Source organism: Sphingomonas sp. SL1004, assembly GCF_057815015.1.
The window spans coordinates 3997509-4015925 of record NZ_JBYMUX010000001.1 but is presented as its reverse complement, the minus strand read 5'-3'; the positions used below and the strand labels follow the sequence as shown (position 1 = coordinate 4015925).

The window sequence follows — 18417 nt, the reverse complement described above, 5'->3', positions numbered from 1 at the left end:
CCGATATGTGGGCCGGTTTAGCTCAGTTGGTAGAGCGCCAGTTTTGTAAACTGGATGTCGCGGGTTCGATTCCTGCAACCGGCACCATTTTTTACCGCCATTGGCGGTCAAGGCCAGCCAAAAACCCCGGAAAACAGCCAATTTTGGGGGTTTCTGTTACCGTCAAAAGCCGTCATTGGCTGTCAGGACTGGCGGGGGCATTCGGGGGCATTATGGGGGCACGGTTTATCGGCGGTGGGGGCATCAGATGCTGACCGACCTGCAGTGCAAATCGCCACCGGCCGACGGCAAGACGAAACTCTTCGACGGTCACGGCCTCTATCTCGAGATTTTGAAGTCGGGCGCTCGGTCCTGGCGGTGGAAATATCGCATCCACGGCAAGGAAAAGCGACTGACGTTCGGCCTCTATCCGGACGTCTCGCTGAAGAAGGCGCGAATCGCGCGCGAGCAGGCCGCGGCGCTGCTTCGGACGGGCGTGGATCCGTCGATCGATCGGGTGCTGCAGGCGGCACAGGCAGCAGCTGCGGGCGAACATACGTTCAAGTCGGTAGCGCTGACGTGGCACGCCAGTCAGGTCCCGCTCTTCAAACCCCGTCATGCGGCGCACGTGCTGCGTACCTTGGAGAACGACGTATTCCCCGCGATCGGCAAGATGCCGATCTCACAGGTCACGTCGCCGCAGATCGTCACCCTGCTTCGGAAGATCGAGGCGCGCGGTTCGGCCGACGTTGCGCACCGCTGCCGGCAGCGGATCTCCGACATCTTCGTGCACGCGATAGCCAGCGCGATCGCGACCAACAATCCGGCCGCGGAGATGGGCAAGGCGCTTGGTCGGGTTCGGCACCGTCATTACCCCGCGGTCCAAACGATCGCTCAAGCGCAAGAGCTGCTGAGGGTTGTCGAGGTGCGACCGGCCTACCCGCTGACGCGCCTAGCGTCGCGCCTACTGGCGTTGACGGCGGTAAGGTCGGGGGTGCTGCGCCTGGCCGAGGTGCACGAGTTCGAGGACCTGGACGGCGATGCACCGATCTGGCGCATTCCCGCTACCAAAATGAAACTGGCGCAGGAACGTCGCAACGATCCAGCGTTCGAGTTTGTCGTCCCGCTGTCACGGCAGGCCGTAGAGATCGTGAAGGTAGCGATCAGCTTCAGCGGGGCGACCGGTCTGATTTTCCGATCGATCAGGTTTGCCAAGCGGCCGCTCAGCGACAGCACGATCAGCAAGCTGTATCGGGAAGCCGGCTACGCCGCGATCCACGTGCCGCACGGTTGGCGGGCAACGTTCTCTACCGTCATGAACCGGCTCGCGGCCGAGCAGGGTCGGAAGGGAGATCGAGAGATCGTCGACCTTATGTTGGCGCATATCGATGGCAGTACGGAGGCGATCTACAATCGGTATGCGTACATGCCCCGACGTCGCGAGATCGCGCAGGAATGGGCGGACTTGCTGACCGTCGATCTGTTACAGCCAGCCCAGCTGCTCGAGGGGCAGCGGCACTCCTGACGGGTGCGGCACTGTGAGCGCGGTCGATCGTACCGCGCCATCAGCGCAAGCCGTTCGCAACCTGATCCGTGGCGCTGGCGCCACCTTGTCGGAGAAGTCCCGAGGCCCCGACCACGGCGAAGGCCGCCGCGTACCGCGGCGCCACAGCTATGACGTCGACGACCTGCGCGCCCAGCCATGGAAGAAGGTCGGCGACGGATCACACGCCCAGGGCGTGATCCATCGCGAGGCACTGGTTCAGAGCGTCAAGGAGCAGCGCCGGCAGGATTGGAAGGAGCTGCCCAACCGTCGGCTGCGCGAGGTCCGCGACTTGCGCGACGTGCTCGCGGCCGAGCTGGCGACGCTCGTCGCCCAAGGGCAGGCCCCGATCGGCCGGCCGGCGACGCTCCGGCACGAGATCGAGCGCCTGGACGCGACGATCGCGCGCGCCGACGGCCGGCTGACGCGCATCGACGTTACCGTCCTCGAGGCGCTGCTCGCAAAGATCGAGTTCGCGACCGGCGCGCTCTTCCCGTCGTACGATACCATCGCCAAGTGGGCGGTCTGTAGCCGCAACGCCGCGATCGAATCGATCAAGCGGCTGAAGAGCCGCGGCTTCGTGGATTGGGTGCGCCGTAGCATCCGGACGAACAACGAAGGCGAGTTCGCCCCCCAGCGCGAGCAGACGTCGAACGCCTATTATTTCGACCACAGACGCAGCATGGCACCCCGAACATGGCAACGGTACATGCAGATCCTCGTCGCCAAGCTAAGGCGCCTGGGGGCTGTCCCTGCCGCCGTAGCGCCTGGCACCCCAGCCGCGCCCCGCGAAGTCCAAGATCCGGCACTGCGCGCTGCGCTCGCTAGCGCGGCTTCTTCGTTTGACAACGCGAGTACATGAAATGTGCTCTATCCTGCATTCAGGTATGAGGAATAAGGAACGTCTCCGCTGAACGCGGAGCCGGCGCTAATTTGATATTCCCCCAAAGCCGAAACGGCATGCCTCGAGCACCCGACCGCCAAGACCCGGCTGTCGGAGCGAGGCGGCTTGCGCCGCCCCGGGCTATCGATGGGGGAAGTGTGCGAGATCCGTTGTTCTTTTCTTGCGTCGCGCACGCGGCGCTGTCGATGACGAGACCTATGACCAACCGAGAGATCAGCGAAGCGTACCTCAGCGCGCACTTGGCGTGCGACGTCCACGATCTAGAGCATGAGATGCGACGGCGGGGTCAGATATCGGATGACGACTGGCGTCTGCTCCAAGAGCATCGTCCCCGTGACCTCGCTATGTGCCGCCCGGGATGTTCAGCCGGCCGTTGCTCGCGGTAACGCGATCGCCTGATCTTTTTACCCTGGAATACCTCGCAGTGCACACGAACCCCCTATGCGGTGTCCGGCACCCTGCCCTGCCCACTTTCGACCCCCCGGGGGGTCAGGCCGCCGCCGCGGCCGCCGCGGCGATCGGCGCCGCCCCGGCGAGGACCTCGGCCCAGGCGTCGAACAACTGCCGCCGGCGCGGCATGTGCGTCGACCGGTTGTAGGCGCCCTCGACCTTCCGGTTGATCCCCTGCTCTTCCTCGTCCTTCCCGCCGCCGACATGGCCGAGCGCACGGTCGATCGCGGCGCGCTCGTCGGGCAGCTGCTCGTTCAGGATCGTCGAGAAGCTGGCACGCCATCCGTGCGGGACGTGGCGATCGCCGAAGCCGGCGCGCTGGTAGAGGATACGGATGGCGCCCTCGCCGAACGTCGCAGCATGAGCGGCCTTCGGACCATTCACGCGATCATCGTCATCCAGTGCGGCGTCGTGCTGGCCATGGCCGTGCTCGGATCCCCCCGTAGCGCCATCGCTGCCCTCGCGATCGGCACGATCCTGCTGACGTGGAGCATCGAGAAGCTCCGCGTCGCCATTCAATCCCGTCCGGAGAAAAGGCCATGAGCCGTCAGCCCAAGATCGAGCGTGCCTATCGCCTGCGTGAACCGCATCTGCGTATCGTCGAGATCCACGATCACGACTGCGATTGCGCAGCCTGCGTGCCTTACGTGCCCAGTGACCCCGATCGACTGACCGCAACCGACATGGGCAAGCTCGCCTGCCTCGGTGCGGCCGTCGGGTCCGCGATCATGTTCGCGATCGACTCTGCTGGCGCCGCTGCGGCGTTGCGCGCGACGATCGGCTTCTGATCATGGCCGGTGATCGCAACCAGGCGCTGACGATCGAAATCGTCGAAGGCGAACTCGTCATCCGGATCGGCGTCGACACGCTTATGATCGCCGTCCAGGCCGGTGACGACTGGGACGACGAGACGATGACGGTCGTCGATCCTGACACGTTCGCGGCCGAGATCGCGAACGCCCTCCAGAACAATGAGCAGGAGGACGGTACAACCGACGTCCACCTCGCGATCGACAAAGCCGCGATGCACGTCGTCGAGTACGGCACCGAAGCTGTTCGGTTTGCCGACGAAGAGATCTCGTATGATCGGGACGGACCGCGATGAGCGACGAACGCCAGCACGGCATGGGCGGCGGCAAGGTTGCGGCCGATGAACTCCGCCTTTTGATCGAGCGCGCTGAGCGCCTCGAGGAAGAGAAGAAGGGGATCTCCGACGACATCAAGGACGTGATGGCGGAGGCTAAGGGGCGTGGATACGACCCGAAGGCGATCCGCCGGATCCTGTCGATCCGGAAGAAGAAGAAGGAAGAGTACCAGGAGGAGGAAGCCATCCTCGAGGTCTATCTCCAAGCGCTGGGGATGATCTGATGGCGGACTATCCGACTGAGCTGACGCCCGGGCTCGCCGAAGTCCTGGGCATGCCGAACTTCGTCCTCCATCCGTTCTGGATGGCGCTCCGCGAGGTCGGTGTCATAGTGAAGACGCGTTACGAGGACGAGCAGGCGGCAGCCCTGCACTTCCTTATTCCGTTTGCGCTCGAGCACGGCGCGGACTGGAAGCGCTTCGCGATTGCCCGCCTCGTCGAACTGCGCGAGCAGAAGGCGCGAGCCTGATGGCCTGCCAGCACGTCACCATACCAGGCGGAGGCTCCGCGATCGTTTGCGGTACGCGCAGCCGGCAGCGGTGCGCGTGCGGCAAACGCGCGACGCTGGCGTGCGACTGGAAGGTACCGACCAAGAAGAGTGGCACTTGCGACGCGCCGATCTGCGCCAAGTGCACGACATCGCCGGCTCCGGACAAAGATATATGTCCGTCGCACGTCGAGGCGCTCGAAGCTTGGCAGGCTCGCGCGTGACTCGCCCAACGTTCACCAGCCGCGACGTTCGCGCCGGCTGCTTCGAATGCGGGGGCAGCGACGCGCTCTGGATTGGTGGCAACGCCCAAGGCGTCGCCGCGCGACACTATGACGCCACAAAGCATGTCACTTGGACCGACGTCTACATGTCGGTTCGCTACGGCGAGGACGTCGCGGACGATCGCCAGACCGACATCGAGGACGCGATTGCGTCCGCCAGTTCAGGGGACCGGCCGGGTGCGGCCCCCCTCCCCGGAAACGACGCACCGACGGTACCAGCCGTCGGTGTGAGCGCACCAACCAAGGCCGCTCTGTCGAAACGCGCGCTCGCGGCCGCAAAGCCGGAGCCCCACCATGTCTAGCACGACGCTGCTGATCGACCAGCTATGCCTATCGCCCCTCAATGTCCGTACCTACTCGCCCGACGCGGAGGACACTGCGGGCTTGCAGGCCTCGATCCTCGCGGACGGACTGATCAATCCGATCGCCGTCCACCAGATGAAGGGCGGCAAGACGAAGTGGGGCGCGATCGCCGGCGGTCGCCGGTACCGCGCGATTAAGGCGCTGATCGGCAACGGCGACCTGCCGGCCGACTATGCCGTGCGCGTCAATGTCCTAGACGGACTGAGCGACGCGGAGCTTATCGAGCATTCGATCACCGAGAACCTGATCCGCCGCGATCTGCGCGAACACGAGCTGTACGCCGGCGTCGCGCGCGCAGCTGCTCGTGGTCACGGCGTCGAGCAGATCGCCAAGGGCATCGGGCAACCTGACGTCGGGACTGTCAGCCGCTGGCTCCGCCTCGGCCGACTGGCGCCGCCGATCTTCGAGGCGTTTCGGGCCGAGAAGATCTCATTGGGCCAGGCAACAGCCTTCGCTGCCGTAGAAGATCAGGAGCTGCAGCGCGTCACCTTCGAACGCCTCGCGCCGATCAACCCGACGCACCCGACGCCGGCCGACATCCGCAAAGCGATGAAGGTTGGCGACGTGCGGGCCCAGCGCGAGCTCGCGTTCGTCGGAGCTGACGCTTACCGCGCCGCCGGCGGACGGTTCGACCAGGATCTGTTCGCCGACGTCGCAGAGGAGCGCGGCCGCATCGTCGACGAGGGCAAGCTGCAGCAGCTCGTCGACGACAAGATCGCGATCGTCCGCGCCGAGATCCGCAAGAGCACCGCGCGGCCGGATCTCCGCTTCATCCCCGACCAGCCGAAGGATCAGTGGGACAATGTCGATCACCAGCTAAGCGTGAACGCCAAGCCCGGTGCTGAAGGTGGCCTCGAGCTCCCCGACGGTGACATCGTGGCGCACATCGCGATCGACGCTACCGGCGCTCCGGTCGTGTCCTACTGGTGGGCAAGCCGGAAGGCGAAGTTCGGTAACGAGAAGCCGGCCGCGCCGATCGCCGCGGTCCCGCGGACGCCAGCGCCGGTGAATGATAGTCCGTTCGAAGCTCATCACCGCGCTGAAGTGGCGCGCGAGGGTGACGGCCTGACGATCGACGGAACGTTCGCGATGAGCGCGGTCCGGAAGGTGGTCCTTCGTGCCGCGCTCATCGATGACGCGAAAGACTTCGGCACGGTCGGACTCGACTATCTGGTTTGGGCCCAGGCTCGCGCGCTGCTGACGACCGGCTACCGCCAGCAGCGCCTCGGCATCCGCATCATCGCTGGCGATAGCCTGGTCGGCGTATCGCACGACGCGTTGGCGCTCGCGCGGGAACATGCGGCTGCAACGGAAGCCGCCAAGATCGCCGCCAAGGCGGTCCTTACAATCAGCCAGCAGGACTTCTTCACCGACGACGATCTGGAGACCGCGTTTATGGCGTATCGGGCTGCCTCGCCAGAGATCAAGTCGCTCACCGCCGCGACGATCGCCGGCTTCGTGCTCGAGCGCAGCCTCGCGACCCCTGAACTTCGGTGCGCGGTTCACGACGTCGTCGCCAGCGAGGCCGGGATCGGTACCGACAACTTCCGCAAGTATTGGATGCCGACCGGCGACATGCTCGACATGTTCCCGAAGGCGCAGCGCCTCGCGATCGCGGAGCCTTTCGTCGACGTCCCGACGCTGGCCACCTGGGCGAAGGCAAAATCTGCAGATCTGACGACCGGCGTCCTGGCGCTGCTGACCAGGGCCGGCAGCCGCGGCCTTCGTTGGGTCCACCCGCTGCTGCGCTTCAACGTTCCCTACGCACCCCTCCCCGCCGACGATCGCGAGGCAGCCGAATGAACACTGAGCCACGCATCGAGCCAGGCTACCCCCTGGCTTGGCCGACCGGCCGACCGCGCACGCAATCGCCGAAGGCGGCACTGTTCCGCAACGGCGGTAGCCGAATGACCCTTACGACGAGCCGTACCCGGCTTCGTGAGCAGATCGGCATGCTGACCAAGCATGGTCAGGACTGGCGCGTTCTGGACATGGTACTGTCGACCAACATCCGGTTCACCGCCTCCGGTAGCCGAGATCAGAACGTCAGCCGCCGCGATCCCGAGGATGCCGGCGTCGCGTTCTATTTCACGCTCGATAAGCGGCCGCACGTATTGGCCTGCGATCGCTGGGATACCGTAGCCGACAACATCGCCGCGATCGCCGCGCATGTTGAGGCGCTGCGGGGTCAGGAGCGCTGGGGCGTCGCGGATCTGAAGCAGGCCTTCGCTGGCCACGTCGCGCTGCCGGCGCCGGATCGCTGGTGGGAAGTCCTTGGCGTCTCACCCCGGGCCGATCGTGCGGCGATCGACGCTGCCTACCGATCGATGGCGAAGACCGCCCATCCGAACGCTGGCGGTGACCGCGCGACGTGGGACCGCCTCAGCCAAGCCTACGAACAAGCAAAACAGGGGACATTGTGATGCCGGGATCTACTGCGCACCGGGAGCGCCGTACCTTGGCCCAAAGCAAGCAGCTCGGCGTGCCCAGCGCACGCGGCCGCTTCCTGCGGCTCGATGACATGATCGCATCGACCGGCCTAAGCGAATCGACGATCCGCCGGCGCGTTCGCGAGGGCGAAATGCCGAAGCCAACCGCGCTCACGAAGCGGTGCGTAGGGTGGTGGGAAAGCGATTACGCCGCTTGGGCCAGCGAGCATCGGGCGCCTCAGCCAGCCGAATAAGCCCCCAAACGAGGGGGCATTCTTGGGGGCATTCCCCAAAACCGAAAACTAATTTTCAGCGCTATTCCGGGACTTTAGCCATGTTTAATCGATCCCTGCAACCGGCACCATCCATGCTCGTCCCATCCCCCACCACAGCGTTCGCCACGAACCGTCTAGTGCGCGGCGGAGGTGTCGACTGCGCGGGCCGGACGCGGGGCGAGCCAGATGATCGCGGCCGAGATGAAGAACACCACCGCCGCCAGCGCGAAGATATGGTTCGTCGCCAGCGCGAAGCTTTCCTGATCGACCAAGCGCTCGATCATCCCCCGTCCCTGCTCCGCCGACATGCCGTGCTGGACGGCGTTGGCGATGACCTGGTCGCCATTGTGGAGGATATTGGTCAGTTCGGCACGGTTCTCCTGCGCGCCGTTCTGCCACAGGGTGCTGCCGATCGACGTGCCGATCGCCGCCGCCAGCGTCCGCAGAAAGCTCATGACGCCCGCCGCCGACGCGGTTTCCTCGGGGTCCACCGCGCCCAATGCGATGATCGTGAGCGGGATGAATAAGAACGGCATGCCCAGCCCCTGCACAAACTGCGGTGCCGCCAGGATCCAGAAGTCCGCGCCGCTGAACCAGAAGGTCCGCAGGATCGACGTCAGCCCAAGCCAGAAGATCCCGAAACACACCAGCGCACGCGGATCGACCTTGGTGCTGAGCTTGGCGACGATCGGCGAGAAGATCACCGCCAGCACGCCGTTGAACGCCGTCACATACCCCGCGTCGGTCGCGGTATAGCCCATCGTCGATTGCAGCCATTGCGGGATGATCACAACCGAGGCGAAGAACGTCCCGAAACTAAAGGCGAGCGCGGTCACGGCGACCGTGAAGCCACGGTGGCGGAACACGCGCAGGTCGACGATCGGGTTGCCGGCGGTCAGCTCCCAGATCAGGAAGGTGACGAAGCCGATCGCGGCGACGATCGCGCAGCCGACGATGAAGCTCGACCCAAGCCAGTCATGCTCACGCCCGAGATCGAGCATGATCTGCAACGCCGCGATCCAGAGCACCATCAGGAACAGGCCGAACCGATCGATCGGCACGATCTCCGTCTTGGTCTCGGATTTGCGGAGCAGCGTGAATACGCCGATGACGCAGAAGATCGCGATCGGCAGGTTGATGTAGAAGATCCACGGCCACGACCAATTGTCGCTGATCGTGCCGCCCAGGATCGGCCCCAGGATCGGCGCGGTGACGGTCGTCATCGCCCAAGCGCCCATCGCCGCCGCGCGCTGTTTGGGGGGAAAGACCGTCAGCAACAAGGTTTGGGTCAGCGGCATCAGCGGGCCGCCGCAGAAACCCTGCCCGATCCGGAACGCGACCATCGCACCGAGCGACGACGCGATGCCGCAGAGTGCCGAGAACACCGCAAAGCCGATCATCGCCGCCATGAACACGCGGATCGTGCCGAAGCGCCGGACCAGCCAGCCGGTCAGCGGCACGCAGATCGCCTCCGCCACCGAATAGGAGGTGACCACCCAGGTCCCCTGCGTCGGCGACACGCCCAGCCCGCCGGAGATATGCGGCACCGACACGTTGGCGATGGTGGTGTCGAGCACCACCATGAAATTGGTCAGTGCCAGCACGAAGCCCGCGAGGAGCAGGCGCGTGCCGGTCAGCGGCTGCGGGGCGCTATCGTCGGCCATCTATCGGTTCCTAGCGATCGCCCGAGATGTCGATCTCGGCGTCCATCGACAGCCCGACCCGCAACGGATGATCGCGCAGCTCCTTCGGGTCGAGCGCGATACGGACCGGCAGACGCTGTACCACCTTGATCCAGTTGCCGGTCGCGTTCTGCGCCGGGATCAGGGCTGACGATGCACCCGTACCGCCCGCGAGCCCGACCACACGGCCGTGATACACGACGTCGTCACCGTGGAGATCCGAGGTCAGTGTCGCACGTTGTCCGACGCGGACGTGCTGCAACTGGCCCTCCTTGTAGTTCGCATCGACGTAGAGCTTGTCGACCGGGACGATCGCCATCGCTGCGGTACCGGGCGCGAGCCGCTGGCCGATCTGGACGTTGCGCTGCGAAATGACGCCGTCGATCGGTGCGCGGACGACGGTGCGCGACAGATCGAGCTTCGCCTGACGCAGCTTCGCGCGCGCCGTCAGCACTTCGGGCGCAGTGGCCTGGGTCGTGCCGCGAGTCAGTGCGGTGTTGGCGGCGCGATCCTGCAGGGCGGATGCGCGCGTCGCGGTCGCCTGGACGATCCCCGCCTGCGCAATCGCGACATTGGCACGCGCGGTGCGCAGCGCGTTGGTCGCGGCCGTCACTTCGTCGCCCGAGACGGCGCCTGCCGCGACCAGCGCCTGGCGGCGCTGGAAATCGATCTGGGCGCGCTCCAAATTACCTTGGGCGAGCAACAGTTGCGCGCGGGCGCTGCCGATATCGGCACCGCGGGCATTGGCCTGCGCCTGCAACGCGTCACCGGTCGCCGCGGTCTGGCCGTAGCGACGCTCCGCCCCCGCGAGATCCGCCTCCGCCTGCGCGACCGCGATCTGCTGGTCGGCGTCATCGAGCCGCATCAGCACCTGCCCGCGCTTGACGTTTTGGGTATCGCTGACGGTTACGTCGATCACCTGCCCGCTGACGAGCGGCATGACCTGCGCGGTCTCGGCCGCGACATAGGCGTTGTCGGTCGTCACCCGCTTCGACAGGACGAGCGTGTCGTACAGGAAATACGCGGCAGCAATCACGAGCAGCACCGCCGCGAAGATCAGCAGCAACCGCTTGCGCTTGGCGGGATTGGCGGTGTCGATCTTGGGCTCCGTCGCCGGAGTCTGATCGCTGTCGGTGGATGGGGTGGCCATCATCGTGTCCCGTTGATCTGAAGAGAAGGTTGGAAGCCGCCGCCAAGCGCGCGCACGAGCTGGACGTCGAGCGCGAACCGACGCGCCTCGATATCGGCAAGCGAGCGCCGCGCGGTAAGCACCGCCTGTTCGGCGCTCAGCACGTTGAGGAAGGTCGACAGCCCGCCGCGGTAGCGCAACTGCGCGACCTGGTACGCGCCCTCCGCATCGGCCAGCGAAGCGCGTGCGTCGATCCGCTGCGCCGCGACCTGGCGGCGGCTGGTCACGGCATCCGCCACCTCCCGCAGCGCACCGATCACGGTGCGATCATAGCTTGCGACCGCTTCGTCATACTGGCCGCGAGCCTGTCGGTACTGGCCCTGCAGCGCGCCGCCGCGGAAGATCGGCAGGCTGATCGCCGGGCCGACATTGCCGATGCTCGATCCGCCCTTGAACAAATTGTCTAGGCCGAGCGACTGCAAGCCGATCAGCCCGGACAGGCTGATATTCGGGTAGAAATCGGCGCGCGCGACCTTGATCCGGCTGGCGGCTGCCTCGGCACGGGCGCGGGCCGCGGCAATGTCGGGCCGACGACCGATGAGCGCGATCGCCGCGTCCGCCGGTAGCTCGGTCGCCAGCACGGGGGTCGACGGCCGCGCGATCGACAATGCCCGGTCCGGGCCGGCACCGAGAAGCGCGGCGATGCCGTTCTTGGTCAGCGCGATCTGCTCCGCATTCGCAGCCAGGTCGACGCGCGACGCCGGTACAGCGGAACGCGCCTGTTTCAGCTCGGCCTGCGTATCGAGACCGATCGCGACGCGGTCCGCCGCCAGCTTTTCCGTCGACATGCGGACCGCGAGCGCACGCTGCAGAACGTCCTGTTCGGCATAGAGCCGCGCCAGATCGGCGTAACGCGCGGCAATGTCGGTCGCGAGCGTCAGCGCCGCCTGCTCGCCGTCCAGTCGCGTGGCCTCGGCCTCGGAGGTCGCCGCGACCAGCGACGCGCGGTTGCGCCCGAACAGGTCGAGATCGAGCCCTGCGTTCAGCGCCAGCCGGCCGGTATCGTTCCAGCCGCGCGGCACGAACGCCGCCGGAATGCCGTTGTTATAGCTCTGCTTGTTAAGCCCGGCCGAGGCTTCGCCGTCGAGCGTCGGCTGGTTCGCCGCGCCGGCCTGCTGCACGGCGCCCTGCGCGATGCGGACCCGCGCCGCCGCAATCGCGATGTCGGGCGATCCCGCCAGCGCCTCGGCGATCAGCGTATCGAGCTGCGTATCGCCGTAACCCCGCCACCATTGCGCCACAGGCCACGCCGCCATGGTCCCGCTGGGCGCAGCAAGACTGTCGCGCGTCGCGAATGCGCCGGGGCCAGCGAGCTCTGGACGCGGCCCCAGGTCTGGCACCGCGCAGCCTGCCAGCGCCGCTGCGACGCTCGCGCAACCGGCAAATCGAATCAGTTTCATTGAATTACCGTACTCCTCGGTACGGCAGCCAAATGGTCTTGCTCTACTAACTTGTCAATCTTAAACCGTACCCTATAGTACGGTAATGTTCGAAACGAAGACACGTCGCGATCAAAACCGGGAGGCGCGCAAGGCTATTATCGTCTCGGCCGCGCGTGAGGCGTTTCTCGAACACGGATATGCCGCAACCTCGATGTCGACGATCGCCGCGCAACTCGGCGGGTCGAAGGGAACGCTGTGGGCGTATTTTCCGTCGAAGGAAGATTTGTTCACGGCGGTCCTGGACGACGTCACGTCCAGCTTTCGCCAGAATCTCGACGACGCGCTGCGTCCGGGCAGGGATTGCAACACGACGCTGCTCGATTTCGCCGAGCGGTTCGTGCTGAAAATGCTCCATCCCGACAGCATCCGGTTGCACCGGCTGATCGTCGGCGAGGGCGGCCGATTTCCCGAGATCGGCCGGATCTTTTACGCTCGCGGACCGCAGATCGTGCTGGAGCGGCTCTCCGACTATATTCGCGGCCGGATGGCCGCGGGCGACTTGCGTCACGACGATCCGATGCAGGCTGCGATAAATCTGATCCAGCTCGCCCAGATGCAGCAGAACCTGCGTCTATGGGGCGTCGTCGGCATTCCCAGCGTCGCGGAAATCCACGCGCATGCCGTCAAGACGCTGGATCTGTTCAACCGCGCTTACGCCGCGTGATCGCACCGAGGCCGATCGGTGCGCAACCGGCGGGCCCAGATTAGCCCCGATGCCGCTGCGTTCTTCGGTCGGATGCTTGGTCGGTGGAGCCTTGGTCGGTAGGGCATGGCCTAACCGGTATTCGGCGCGGCGCTATCCTGAGGCTATATCGGCATTTGCGGTCGATCGTGGCCGAACCGCGAGGTCATAGTACGCCGGCCTTCTGAAAGGGGGGCACCGTGGTGCTTCACGGCGCGTCTTGTTGCCGCAGTCCTGACGCCGACGCCTCAACCCGCCCCGAACCGCCCCTGCGCGACCCCGGCCCTCCCCGTCCCACGCGGTTGGACCCGAGGTCGTTCACTCAGAACAGAGGGTTCATCATATTGTATGCGTGACTGACCGAGACCGTATTGTGCTGGTGACACGAGAAACAGTTGGTGCCGCTGCCGGACGGCCCAGACGATTGTGCAAAGGTCTCGATCGTCGCATTGGCAAGCTGATTGGTTCCGACCTCGTTGCTGCCGCTCGGTGGTGCGCCGTTGATCGTCCAGGTGGTGCCGAGCTGGAAATAGTTGCGGCGTACGTCGCCCGGCGCGAGTTGCTTGATCACGCTGGCGGTTGAGGAGATGACCTGGGTGTTCATCGACGTGCTGTTGCCGGGCATTCCCCAGGGCGACGTGCGCAGGACCGGTGTCGACCGCACCGGCGTACCGATGATATGCCCCGATCCGTCGACGCTGGCGTTCATTGCATTGAACGGTCCGCTCGATCCGCTGGGCGTGAAGACCCAGGCGCCCGCGGTATCCTGCGGTACCGTCTTGATCCCGGAGGTCGAATTATAGGTGTAGCTGGCGCTCGGCGCGTTGCCGACATGCTCGTAGCTGCCCCACACCATCTCGCCGTGTCCCTTGGTGCTGCCAACGACGTGGAGACCCACCATCACGACCTTGATCGTCGTCTGGGCACTGGTCGCGACCCACATGTTGGGGTTCGATTTGTCGAACACCGGGACCGTCGCATCGGCCTGGATATAGTCGTTCGGGTTGGTCACTGCGCTGGCCGCCACCCAACTGCTCTTCGATTCGATCGCAAGCGCCTTGGGGTCGGCGATATTATGACCATGCGCGGCGGCGAAGGTCGCGATCGTCGCCGCATCCGCGCCGGTCATCGGCATGGTCAGGGTGGTCGCCTCCGGAATGATCGCGCTGCCGCGCATCGTCCGCGAATAGGCAAACACGTCGTTCAGCGCGATGATGTAGTAGATCAGCGATCCATTCTGCGAGATCAGGACGCCGCCATCGGCCTGGCCTGGTTCCACGTCGATGACCACGTTGCTGGCGTTGACGAAGATCGGGATGCCGCCGACGACGAACTTGCGCGCTTGAATCGCCGCCTGCATTGCCCGGAGCGGAATGACCGGAACGATCCTGTCGTTCTGCAGCTTTACTCTCTGCCGCAACACCGTCGGCAAGGCGAGCTTGCGTACCTGCAGCTGTGCACCGCGCGCGTCGAAGAACTGTAGCCCACCCGCGGGCGCGCGCCGGACGTCGGCAAGCCGCACCACCGCGCCGCTCTGCAATCGGACCAGCGGCGGGACAGGCTTGGTCGGATCGGCGCGCTGCACCTCGATCACCTGGCCGGTACGCGAGATGACCGCCGGCAGCAGATGCGGCCCGAGCTCGGTCGCGCGCAACATCATCCGCAGCGGCAGACCGGGGCGGTTCGGGATGAAATCCCGTCGCGTCGCACCGGCGGGACCAAAGGGCGGACTGGCGGTATAGAAGCTTGGCGAGAACATGATCCGGCTGCCGCCGCCGTACCGCCGCGGCGCCGGCGACGTCAGCCACAGGAACATCTGATCGCTCCAGTTGAAGAACGAGCAGTTGGGCGTCAGGACGACCGTGCTGTCGGCCGGCTTGACCACGCCGTTGAGCGTGACCGCACCGGTTTCGAACATCGCGGCAAAGGTGGCAGGAGCGATGGCGCAGGTTGGCTGCGCATCCATCGGAATAGTCTGCGCCGTAGCTGCCGCAAAAGCAAAGGCCGCTCCGGATAGCACCAGCGGAACAAGACTATTGGCGATCGTTCCACTGCGCATGTCCAGATCCTGCTATTGGAGAAACTGACGCCTTCACTGTTGCCGATAGCGCGCCACTCGCCAGTAACTGTCAATGAAGGTCGATCCGTATCGGACCCTTTAGTTTGCGGATCGGTCTCCATCCTATATTTTGTCGAGGTTATGCAGTGGGATACGCCGCGTGAAGTGCACGCGATACATCGAATAGTGTTCAATCAGGTGGCCGCAGCCGTTCATGCCTAGGGACGGGATCGCTCCCACACCGCCCTCTCGCCACAAAAAAAGGGTCCGCTGTCGCCAGCGGACCCTTCGATCGTGCAGGTCGGATCAGAACCGGATGGTGGCGCCGACTGCGATGTTGCGGCCGAGCGAATCGTAGCGCGCGGGGATCGTGTTGCTCCGCGCGAGGCTGATGTCGTACGAATTCGCCAGGATCGGCGGGGTCTTGTCGAGCAGGTTGTTCGCGATGAACCGCAGCGAGAAGTCCTTGGCGATCGCGAACGACAGCGCCAGATCGAAATAGCTGGCCGGCGCAATGTGGTAGAACGTCGTGCGTGCCCGGTCCGGCGTGCCGCCGATCGCCTCGTCGCCCGAGTTGTCAGCACTGGTCAGCGAACCGACATAGCGCCAGTTGAACGACGTGCTGAAGATGCCGTCGCCGGTGGTGTAGGTCGTGCGCAGGCCGTGCGACCATTTCGGCAGCAACTGGCTGCAGCCATTGCCGTAATAGCCGACGCAGTTGCGCTTGGGCTGGAGCGGCGAATCCTGGCTGCCGGCAAAGGTCGTCAGCGAGCCGTTGAAGTTCCAGTCGACCTTGCCTGCGCCGCCAAGAGCGAGCGTGTATTGCGCCTGGAAATCGATCCCGCGCGCGATCGACTTGTAATAGTTGGTCGTGCCCTGACGGATGAAGCCGCTGGTCGGGTTGCTGCTGGCCGGCGCGTAGAGGATGCCGGTACCAGGCTGGCGGACGATGCCCGAGCAGAAGAACGGATCGCCGTTCGAACGCTGACAGCCATCAGTATAATAGGTGTAGTCATTATACCCCAGCGAGTTGTCGATCTTGATCTGATAGCGATCGACCGAGAAAACGAGGGCACGGATGAAGCTGGGCTTCACCACCAGGCCGTAGGTCAGCGTGTAGGCGGTCTCCGGATCCGCGGTGAACCCGCCCGACTGGACGGTGCACTGGTTGCCGTCGCCCTGGTTACACAGCAGCGTCGGGCTGCCGTACAGCGCGTCGGAAAGCCCGGTCGCGCGGCAGACGTCGCGCGATGCGACCGGCGTGCCGTAGCTGATCGCGCCGGTGGCCGGATTGGTCGTGACGGTGGGTGCGCAGAAATCGTTCTGCGAGCCGCCTTGCAGGCCGTAGCTGATGTTCCGCGACTGGCCGATCTCGATCACCGTCGGCGCGCGCTGCGCCTTGTTGTACGAGCCGCGGAAGGTCAGGTCGCTGACCGGTGCGTAGATGCCCTCGATCTTCCAGGTGTTGAAGGTCTTGGGATTGCTGCTGTATTTCGACACGCGGTAGCCGCCGTTCGCCTGCAACAGATGCGCGAAGGGACGGTCCTCGATCAGCGGGGCCTGAACCTCGATGTTCGATTCCCAGACGCCCTGCGAGATGTCGAGATCGCTGCCGCCGTTCAGGTCGCGGTAGAAGGAATCGGCGGTCGAGGTGTAGTTGTCGTGGCGATATTCGGCGCCGAGCGCGATCGCGACGCCCTGGGTGGCGAGTGGCGAAGTGACGCCGTATTTTCCGAGATCGCCGGTGACCGAGATCAGCCCGTCCCAGAGCGTACCGACGCCCTTGGTGCGGCCGCCCGGCGCGGTGAACAGCCAGTCCGCGACCGGCTGGCCGGGGGTGTTGGCGGTGAACGCGTTGAACGGTACGCAGCCCGCAGCGCCGCTGGCGCAGGTCGGTACGCCGTTGACGTTGACGACGTCGAGCGACTGGTTGACGCGGTCGTAATCGGGCAGATTGCCGTAGTTCACGACCTGCTGGTTACGCGCGTAGACGCCACCGACATCCCAGGTCCACGCATCGCCGACCTTGCCGCGGAAGCCGCCGGTCGCGCGGATGCCGCTGTTGATATAGGTATCGGGGATGTCGGCGAGATCGTTGAAGCGATAGCGGAGTTCGATCGGTGCCTTGGTGTTGGTACCGGCTGCACCGCCACAGATCGCGGTCGCCTGCGAGCCCGACAGATACGGGTTGTTGCAGTTCACCTGGTACGGCTGATCGCCGTAGACGGTGTAGCTGTAGATCCGTGCCGGATAGACGTTCACGGACTTGTCGCGGAACCAGATGCCCGATCCGTAGACTTCGATATCGGAGGTCAGATCGGCGCTGACGAAGCCGCCCGCGTTCCACCGCTCCGACCCGCGCTGATAGGAATAGCCGTCATACGGGTTCGCCGCATTGCCCGCGCCGACGCCGTAGGGGACGAAGGTGCGCGTTCCGTCCGGGTTGTTGACATATTGCGCGCCGCTGTTGGGGCCGCTCTGGGGTGAGACGTAGCCGCTGCGCGAATAGGTCGACAGCGAGCAGGACAGCGGGCCGTCCTTGCCGGTCTGGATGAGCTGGCAGGCGGAGCTGGAGCGCGCGTCGTAATCGACCGCGTCGGTGTGGCGGTAGTTGACGAAGCCCGACAGGCGCAGCTTGCCGTCGAACAGTTTCTTGCCCGCGGTCACGGTGATGTCGGCCCGGCCGCCGTCATTGGTCATGCCGCGCGGGCTGCCGAACGTGTTCGCGCGCGCCAGCGACGACACGATCGTGTCCTTGTTGTCGTGGTTATAGAAATTGTAGTTGCCGTCGATCTGCAGCCCTTCGAAATCCTTCTTCAGGATGAAGTTGACCACGCCGGCGACCGCGTCCGAACCATAGACCGACGAGGCGCCGCCGGTCAGCACGTCGACACGCTCGAGCAGCGACGGCGGGATGATGCCGACGTCCGCGCCGTTCTGCGTGCCGATGCGCTTGCCGTCGATCAGCGTCAGCGTGCGCTCGAAGCCCAGGCTGCGCAGCTTGATGCGCTGGCGGCCGTCCGAATCCTGGTAGTTCTGCTGCGCGTCCGGCGCGATCTGCGGGAGGCGGTTCAGCACGTCTTCGATGTTGGTCGGCGCCTGCGCGCGGATGTCCTGCGCGGTGACCGAGGTGATCGGTGCGGCCGACGTCATGTTCGGGCGCTGAATGCGCGATCCGGTCACGACGATCGTGTCGTCCGATGCAGGTGCGCGATCGGGCGCGAGTGCGGTTGTGGCATCTGCCTCGACCTTGGCCTGCGCCGGAGTCTGGGCCGGATCGGCAGCGACGTCCTGCGCCATTGCCGGGACCGCGCAGAACAGCAGCGATCCCGCGAGAGCGATACGCGACACAGTCTGGTCGAAGATCATATAATTACCCCTTATCCCGGCTGCGCCCTGACGCTTCGACCGGTTCGGACGACAGATTTCGTCAATTTGTCATATCAGTCAATACCCAAACAATACCTGTTAGATACATTTGAGACGAATCATTGCGTAATGGCGT

18 protein-coding genes and 1 tRNA gene are annotated in these 18417 nt (G+C 65.1%); 12 read left to right on the top strand and 7 right to left on the bottom strand.

Annotated elements, in window-relative coordinates; translation table 11 throughout:
* The first annotated feature begins 11 nt into the window (after positions 1-11).
* From AC3D24_RS18535 to AC3D24_RS18525, 3 genes are all read left to right on the top strand, one after another.
* A tRNA-Thr gene (locus AC3D24_RS18535) sits at positions 12-87 on the top strand.
* 13 nt (positions 88-100) lie between these two features.
* Entirely contained in the window at positions 101-1504 is a 1404-nt protein-coding gene (locus tag AC3D24_RS18530) for a tyrosine-type recombinase/integrase (RefSeq protein ID WP_489032542.1), read from the top strand.
* Between the two features lie 13 nt (positions 1505-1517).
* Positions 1518-2384 (top strand): helix-turn-helix domain-containing protein, encoded by an 867-nt coding sequence (locus AC3D24_RS18525; RefSeq protein WP_489032541.1) that lies wholly within the window; start codon positions 1518-1520, stop codon positions 2382-2384.
* Between the two features lie 531 nt (positions 2385-2915).
* Here the strand turns inward: AC3D24_RS18525 and AC3D24_RS18520 are convergent.
* Both AC3D24_RS18520 and AC3D24_RS18515 read right to left on the bottom strand, forming a co-directional pair.
* Positions 2916-3260 carry a hypothetical protein gene (locus AC3D24_RS18520; protein WP_489032540.1) on the bottom strand — a complete coding sequence of 115 codons (345 nt, stop codon included), beginning with the start codon at positions 3258-3260 and terminating at the stop codon, positions 2916-2918.
* Positions 3257-3391 (bottom strand): hypothetical protein, encoded by a 135-nt coding sequence (locus AC3D24_RS18515; protein ID WP_489032539.1) that lies wholly within the window; start codon positions 3389-3391, stop codon positions 3257-3259. The genes AC3D24_RS18520 and AC3D24_RS18515 overlap by 4 nt, the downstream gene beginning before the upstream one ends.
* Positions 3392-3415: 24 nt before the next feature.
* Here AC3D24_RS18515 and AC3D24_RS18510 point away from each other — a divergent pair, with 24 nt between their 5' ends.
* From AC3D24_RS18510 to AC3D24_RS18475, 8 genes are all read left to right on the top strand, one after another.
* Positions 3416-3664 carry a hypothetical protein gene (locus AC3D24_RS18510; protein ID WP_489032538.1) on the top strand — a complete coding sequence of 83 codons (249 nt, stop codon included), beginning with the start codon at positions 3416-3418 and terminating at the stop codon, positions 3662-3664.
* A 2-nt stretch (positions 3665-3666) separates the two neighbouring features.
* The gene (locus AC3D24_RS18505) at positions 3667-3981 is read left to right on the top strand and encodes a hypothetical protein (protein ID WP_489032537.1); all 315 of its coding nucleotides are present in this window, start codon (positions 3667-3669) and stop codon (positions 3979-3981) included.
* Between the two features lie 20 nt (positions 3982-4001).
* Positions 4002-4244, top strand: coding sequence for a DUF2312 domain-containing protein (locus AC3D24_RS18500; protein WP_037529852.1), 243 nt, complete (start codon positions 4002-4004; stop codon positions 4242-4244).
* Complete coding sequence (locus AC3D24_RS18495) at positions 4244-4489, top strand: hypothetical protein (protein ID WP_489032536.1); 246 nt, start codon at positions 4244-4246, stop codon at positions 4487-4489. The genes AC3D24_RS18500 and AC3D24_RS18495 overlap by 1 nt, the downstream gene beginning before the upstream one ends.
* A 238-nt stretch (positions 4490-4727) precedes the next feature.
* Positions 4728-5093, top strand: coding sequence for a hypothetical protein (locus AC3D24_RS18490; RefSeq protein ID WP_489032535.1), 366 nt, complete (start codon positions 4728-4730; stop codon positions 5091-5093).
* Entirely contained in the window at positions 5086-6957 is a 1872-nt protein-coding gene (locus tag AC3D24_RS18485) for a ParB/RepB/Spo0J family partition protein (protein ID WP_489032534.1), read from the top strand. The genes AC3D24_RS18490 and AC3D24_RS18485 overlap by 8 nt, the downstream gene beginning before the upstream one ends.
* A gap of 104 nt (positions 6958-7061) precedes the next feature.
* The gene (locus AC3D24_RS18480) at positions 7062-7577 is read left to right on the top strand and encodes a J domain-containing protein (RefSeq protein ID WP_489032533.1); all 516 of its coding nucleotides are present in this window, start codon (positions 7062-7064) and stop codon (positions 7575-7577) included.
* Entirely contained in the window at positions 7577-7837 is a 261-nt protein-coding gene (locus AC3D24_RS18475) for a helix-turn-helix transcriptional regulator (RefSeq protein ID WP_489032532.1), read from the top strand. The genes AC3D24_RS18480 and AC3D24_RS18475 overlap by 1 nt, the downstream gene beginning before the upstream one ends.
* A gap of 155 nt (positions 7838-7992) precedes the next feature.
* Here the strand turns inward: AC3D24_RS18475 and AC3D24_RS18470 are convergent, their stop codons facing one another.
* From AC3D24_RS18470 to AC3D24_RS18460, 3 genes are read right to left on the bottom strand one after another with little or no spacing between them, the layout of a single operon-like run.
* The gene (locus AC3D24_RS18470) at positions 7993-9522 is read right to left on the bottom strand and encodes a DHA2 family efflux MFS transporter permease subunit (protein WP_489032531.1); all 1530 of its coding nucleotides are present in this window, start codon (positions 9520-9522) and stop codon (positions 7993-7995) included.
* Between the two features lie 10 nt (positions 9523-9532).
* Positions 9533-10690 (bottom strand): EmrA/EmrK family multidrug efflux transporter periplasmic adaptor subunit, encoded by a 1158-nt coding sequence (locus tag AC3D24_RS18465; RefSeq protein ID WP_489032530.1) that lies wholly within the window; start codon positions 10688-10690, stop codon positions 9533-9535.
* A complete protein-coding gene (locus AC3D24_RS18460; RefSeq protein ID WP_489032529.1) occupies positions 10690-12129 on the bottom strand; it encodes an efflux transporter outer membrane subunit in 1440 nt (479 codons plus the stop codon). The genes AC3D24_RS18465 and AC3D24_RS18460 overlap by 1 nt, the downstream gene beginning before the upstream one ends.
* A gap of 85 nt (positions 12130-12214) precedes the next feature.
* On the opposite strand from AC3D24_RS18460, the gene AC3D24_RS18455 reads away from it, so the two are divergent.
* Complete coding sequence (locus tag AC3D24_RS18455; protein WP_489032528.1) at positions 12215-12835, top strand: TetR/AcrR family transcriptional regulator; 621 nt, start codon at positions 12215-12217, stop codon at positions 12833-12835.
* A gap of 340 nt (positions 12836-13175) precedes the next feature.
* Here AC3D24_RS18455 and AC3D24_RS18450 read toward each other — a convergent pair whose 3' ends face one another.
* Positions 13176-14912, bottom strand: coding sequence for a hypothetical protein (locus AC3D24_RS18450; RefSeq protein WP_489032527.1), 1737 nt, complete (start codon positions 14910-14912; stop codon positions 13176-13178).
* Between the two features lie 306 nt (positions 14913-15218).
* Positions 15219-18281 carry a TonB-dependent receptor domain-containing protein gene (locus tag AC3D24_RS18445; protein WP_489032526.1) on the bottom strand — a complete coding sequence of 1021 codons (3063 nt, stop codon included), beginning with the start codon at positions 18279-18281 and terminating at the stop codon, positions 15219-15221.
* Between the last annotated feature and the right edge of the window lie 136 nt (positions 18282-18417).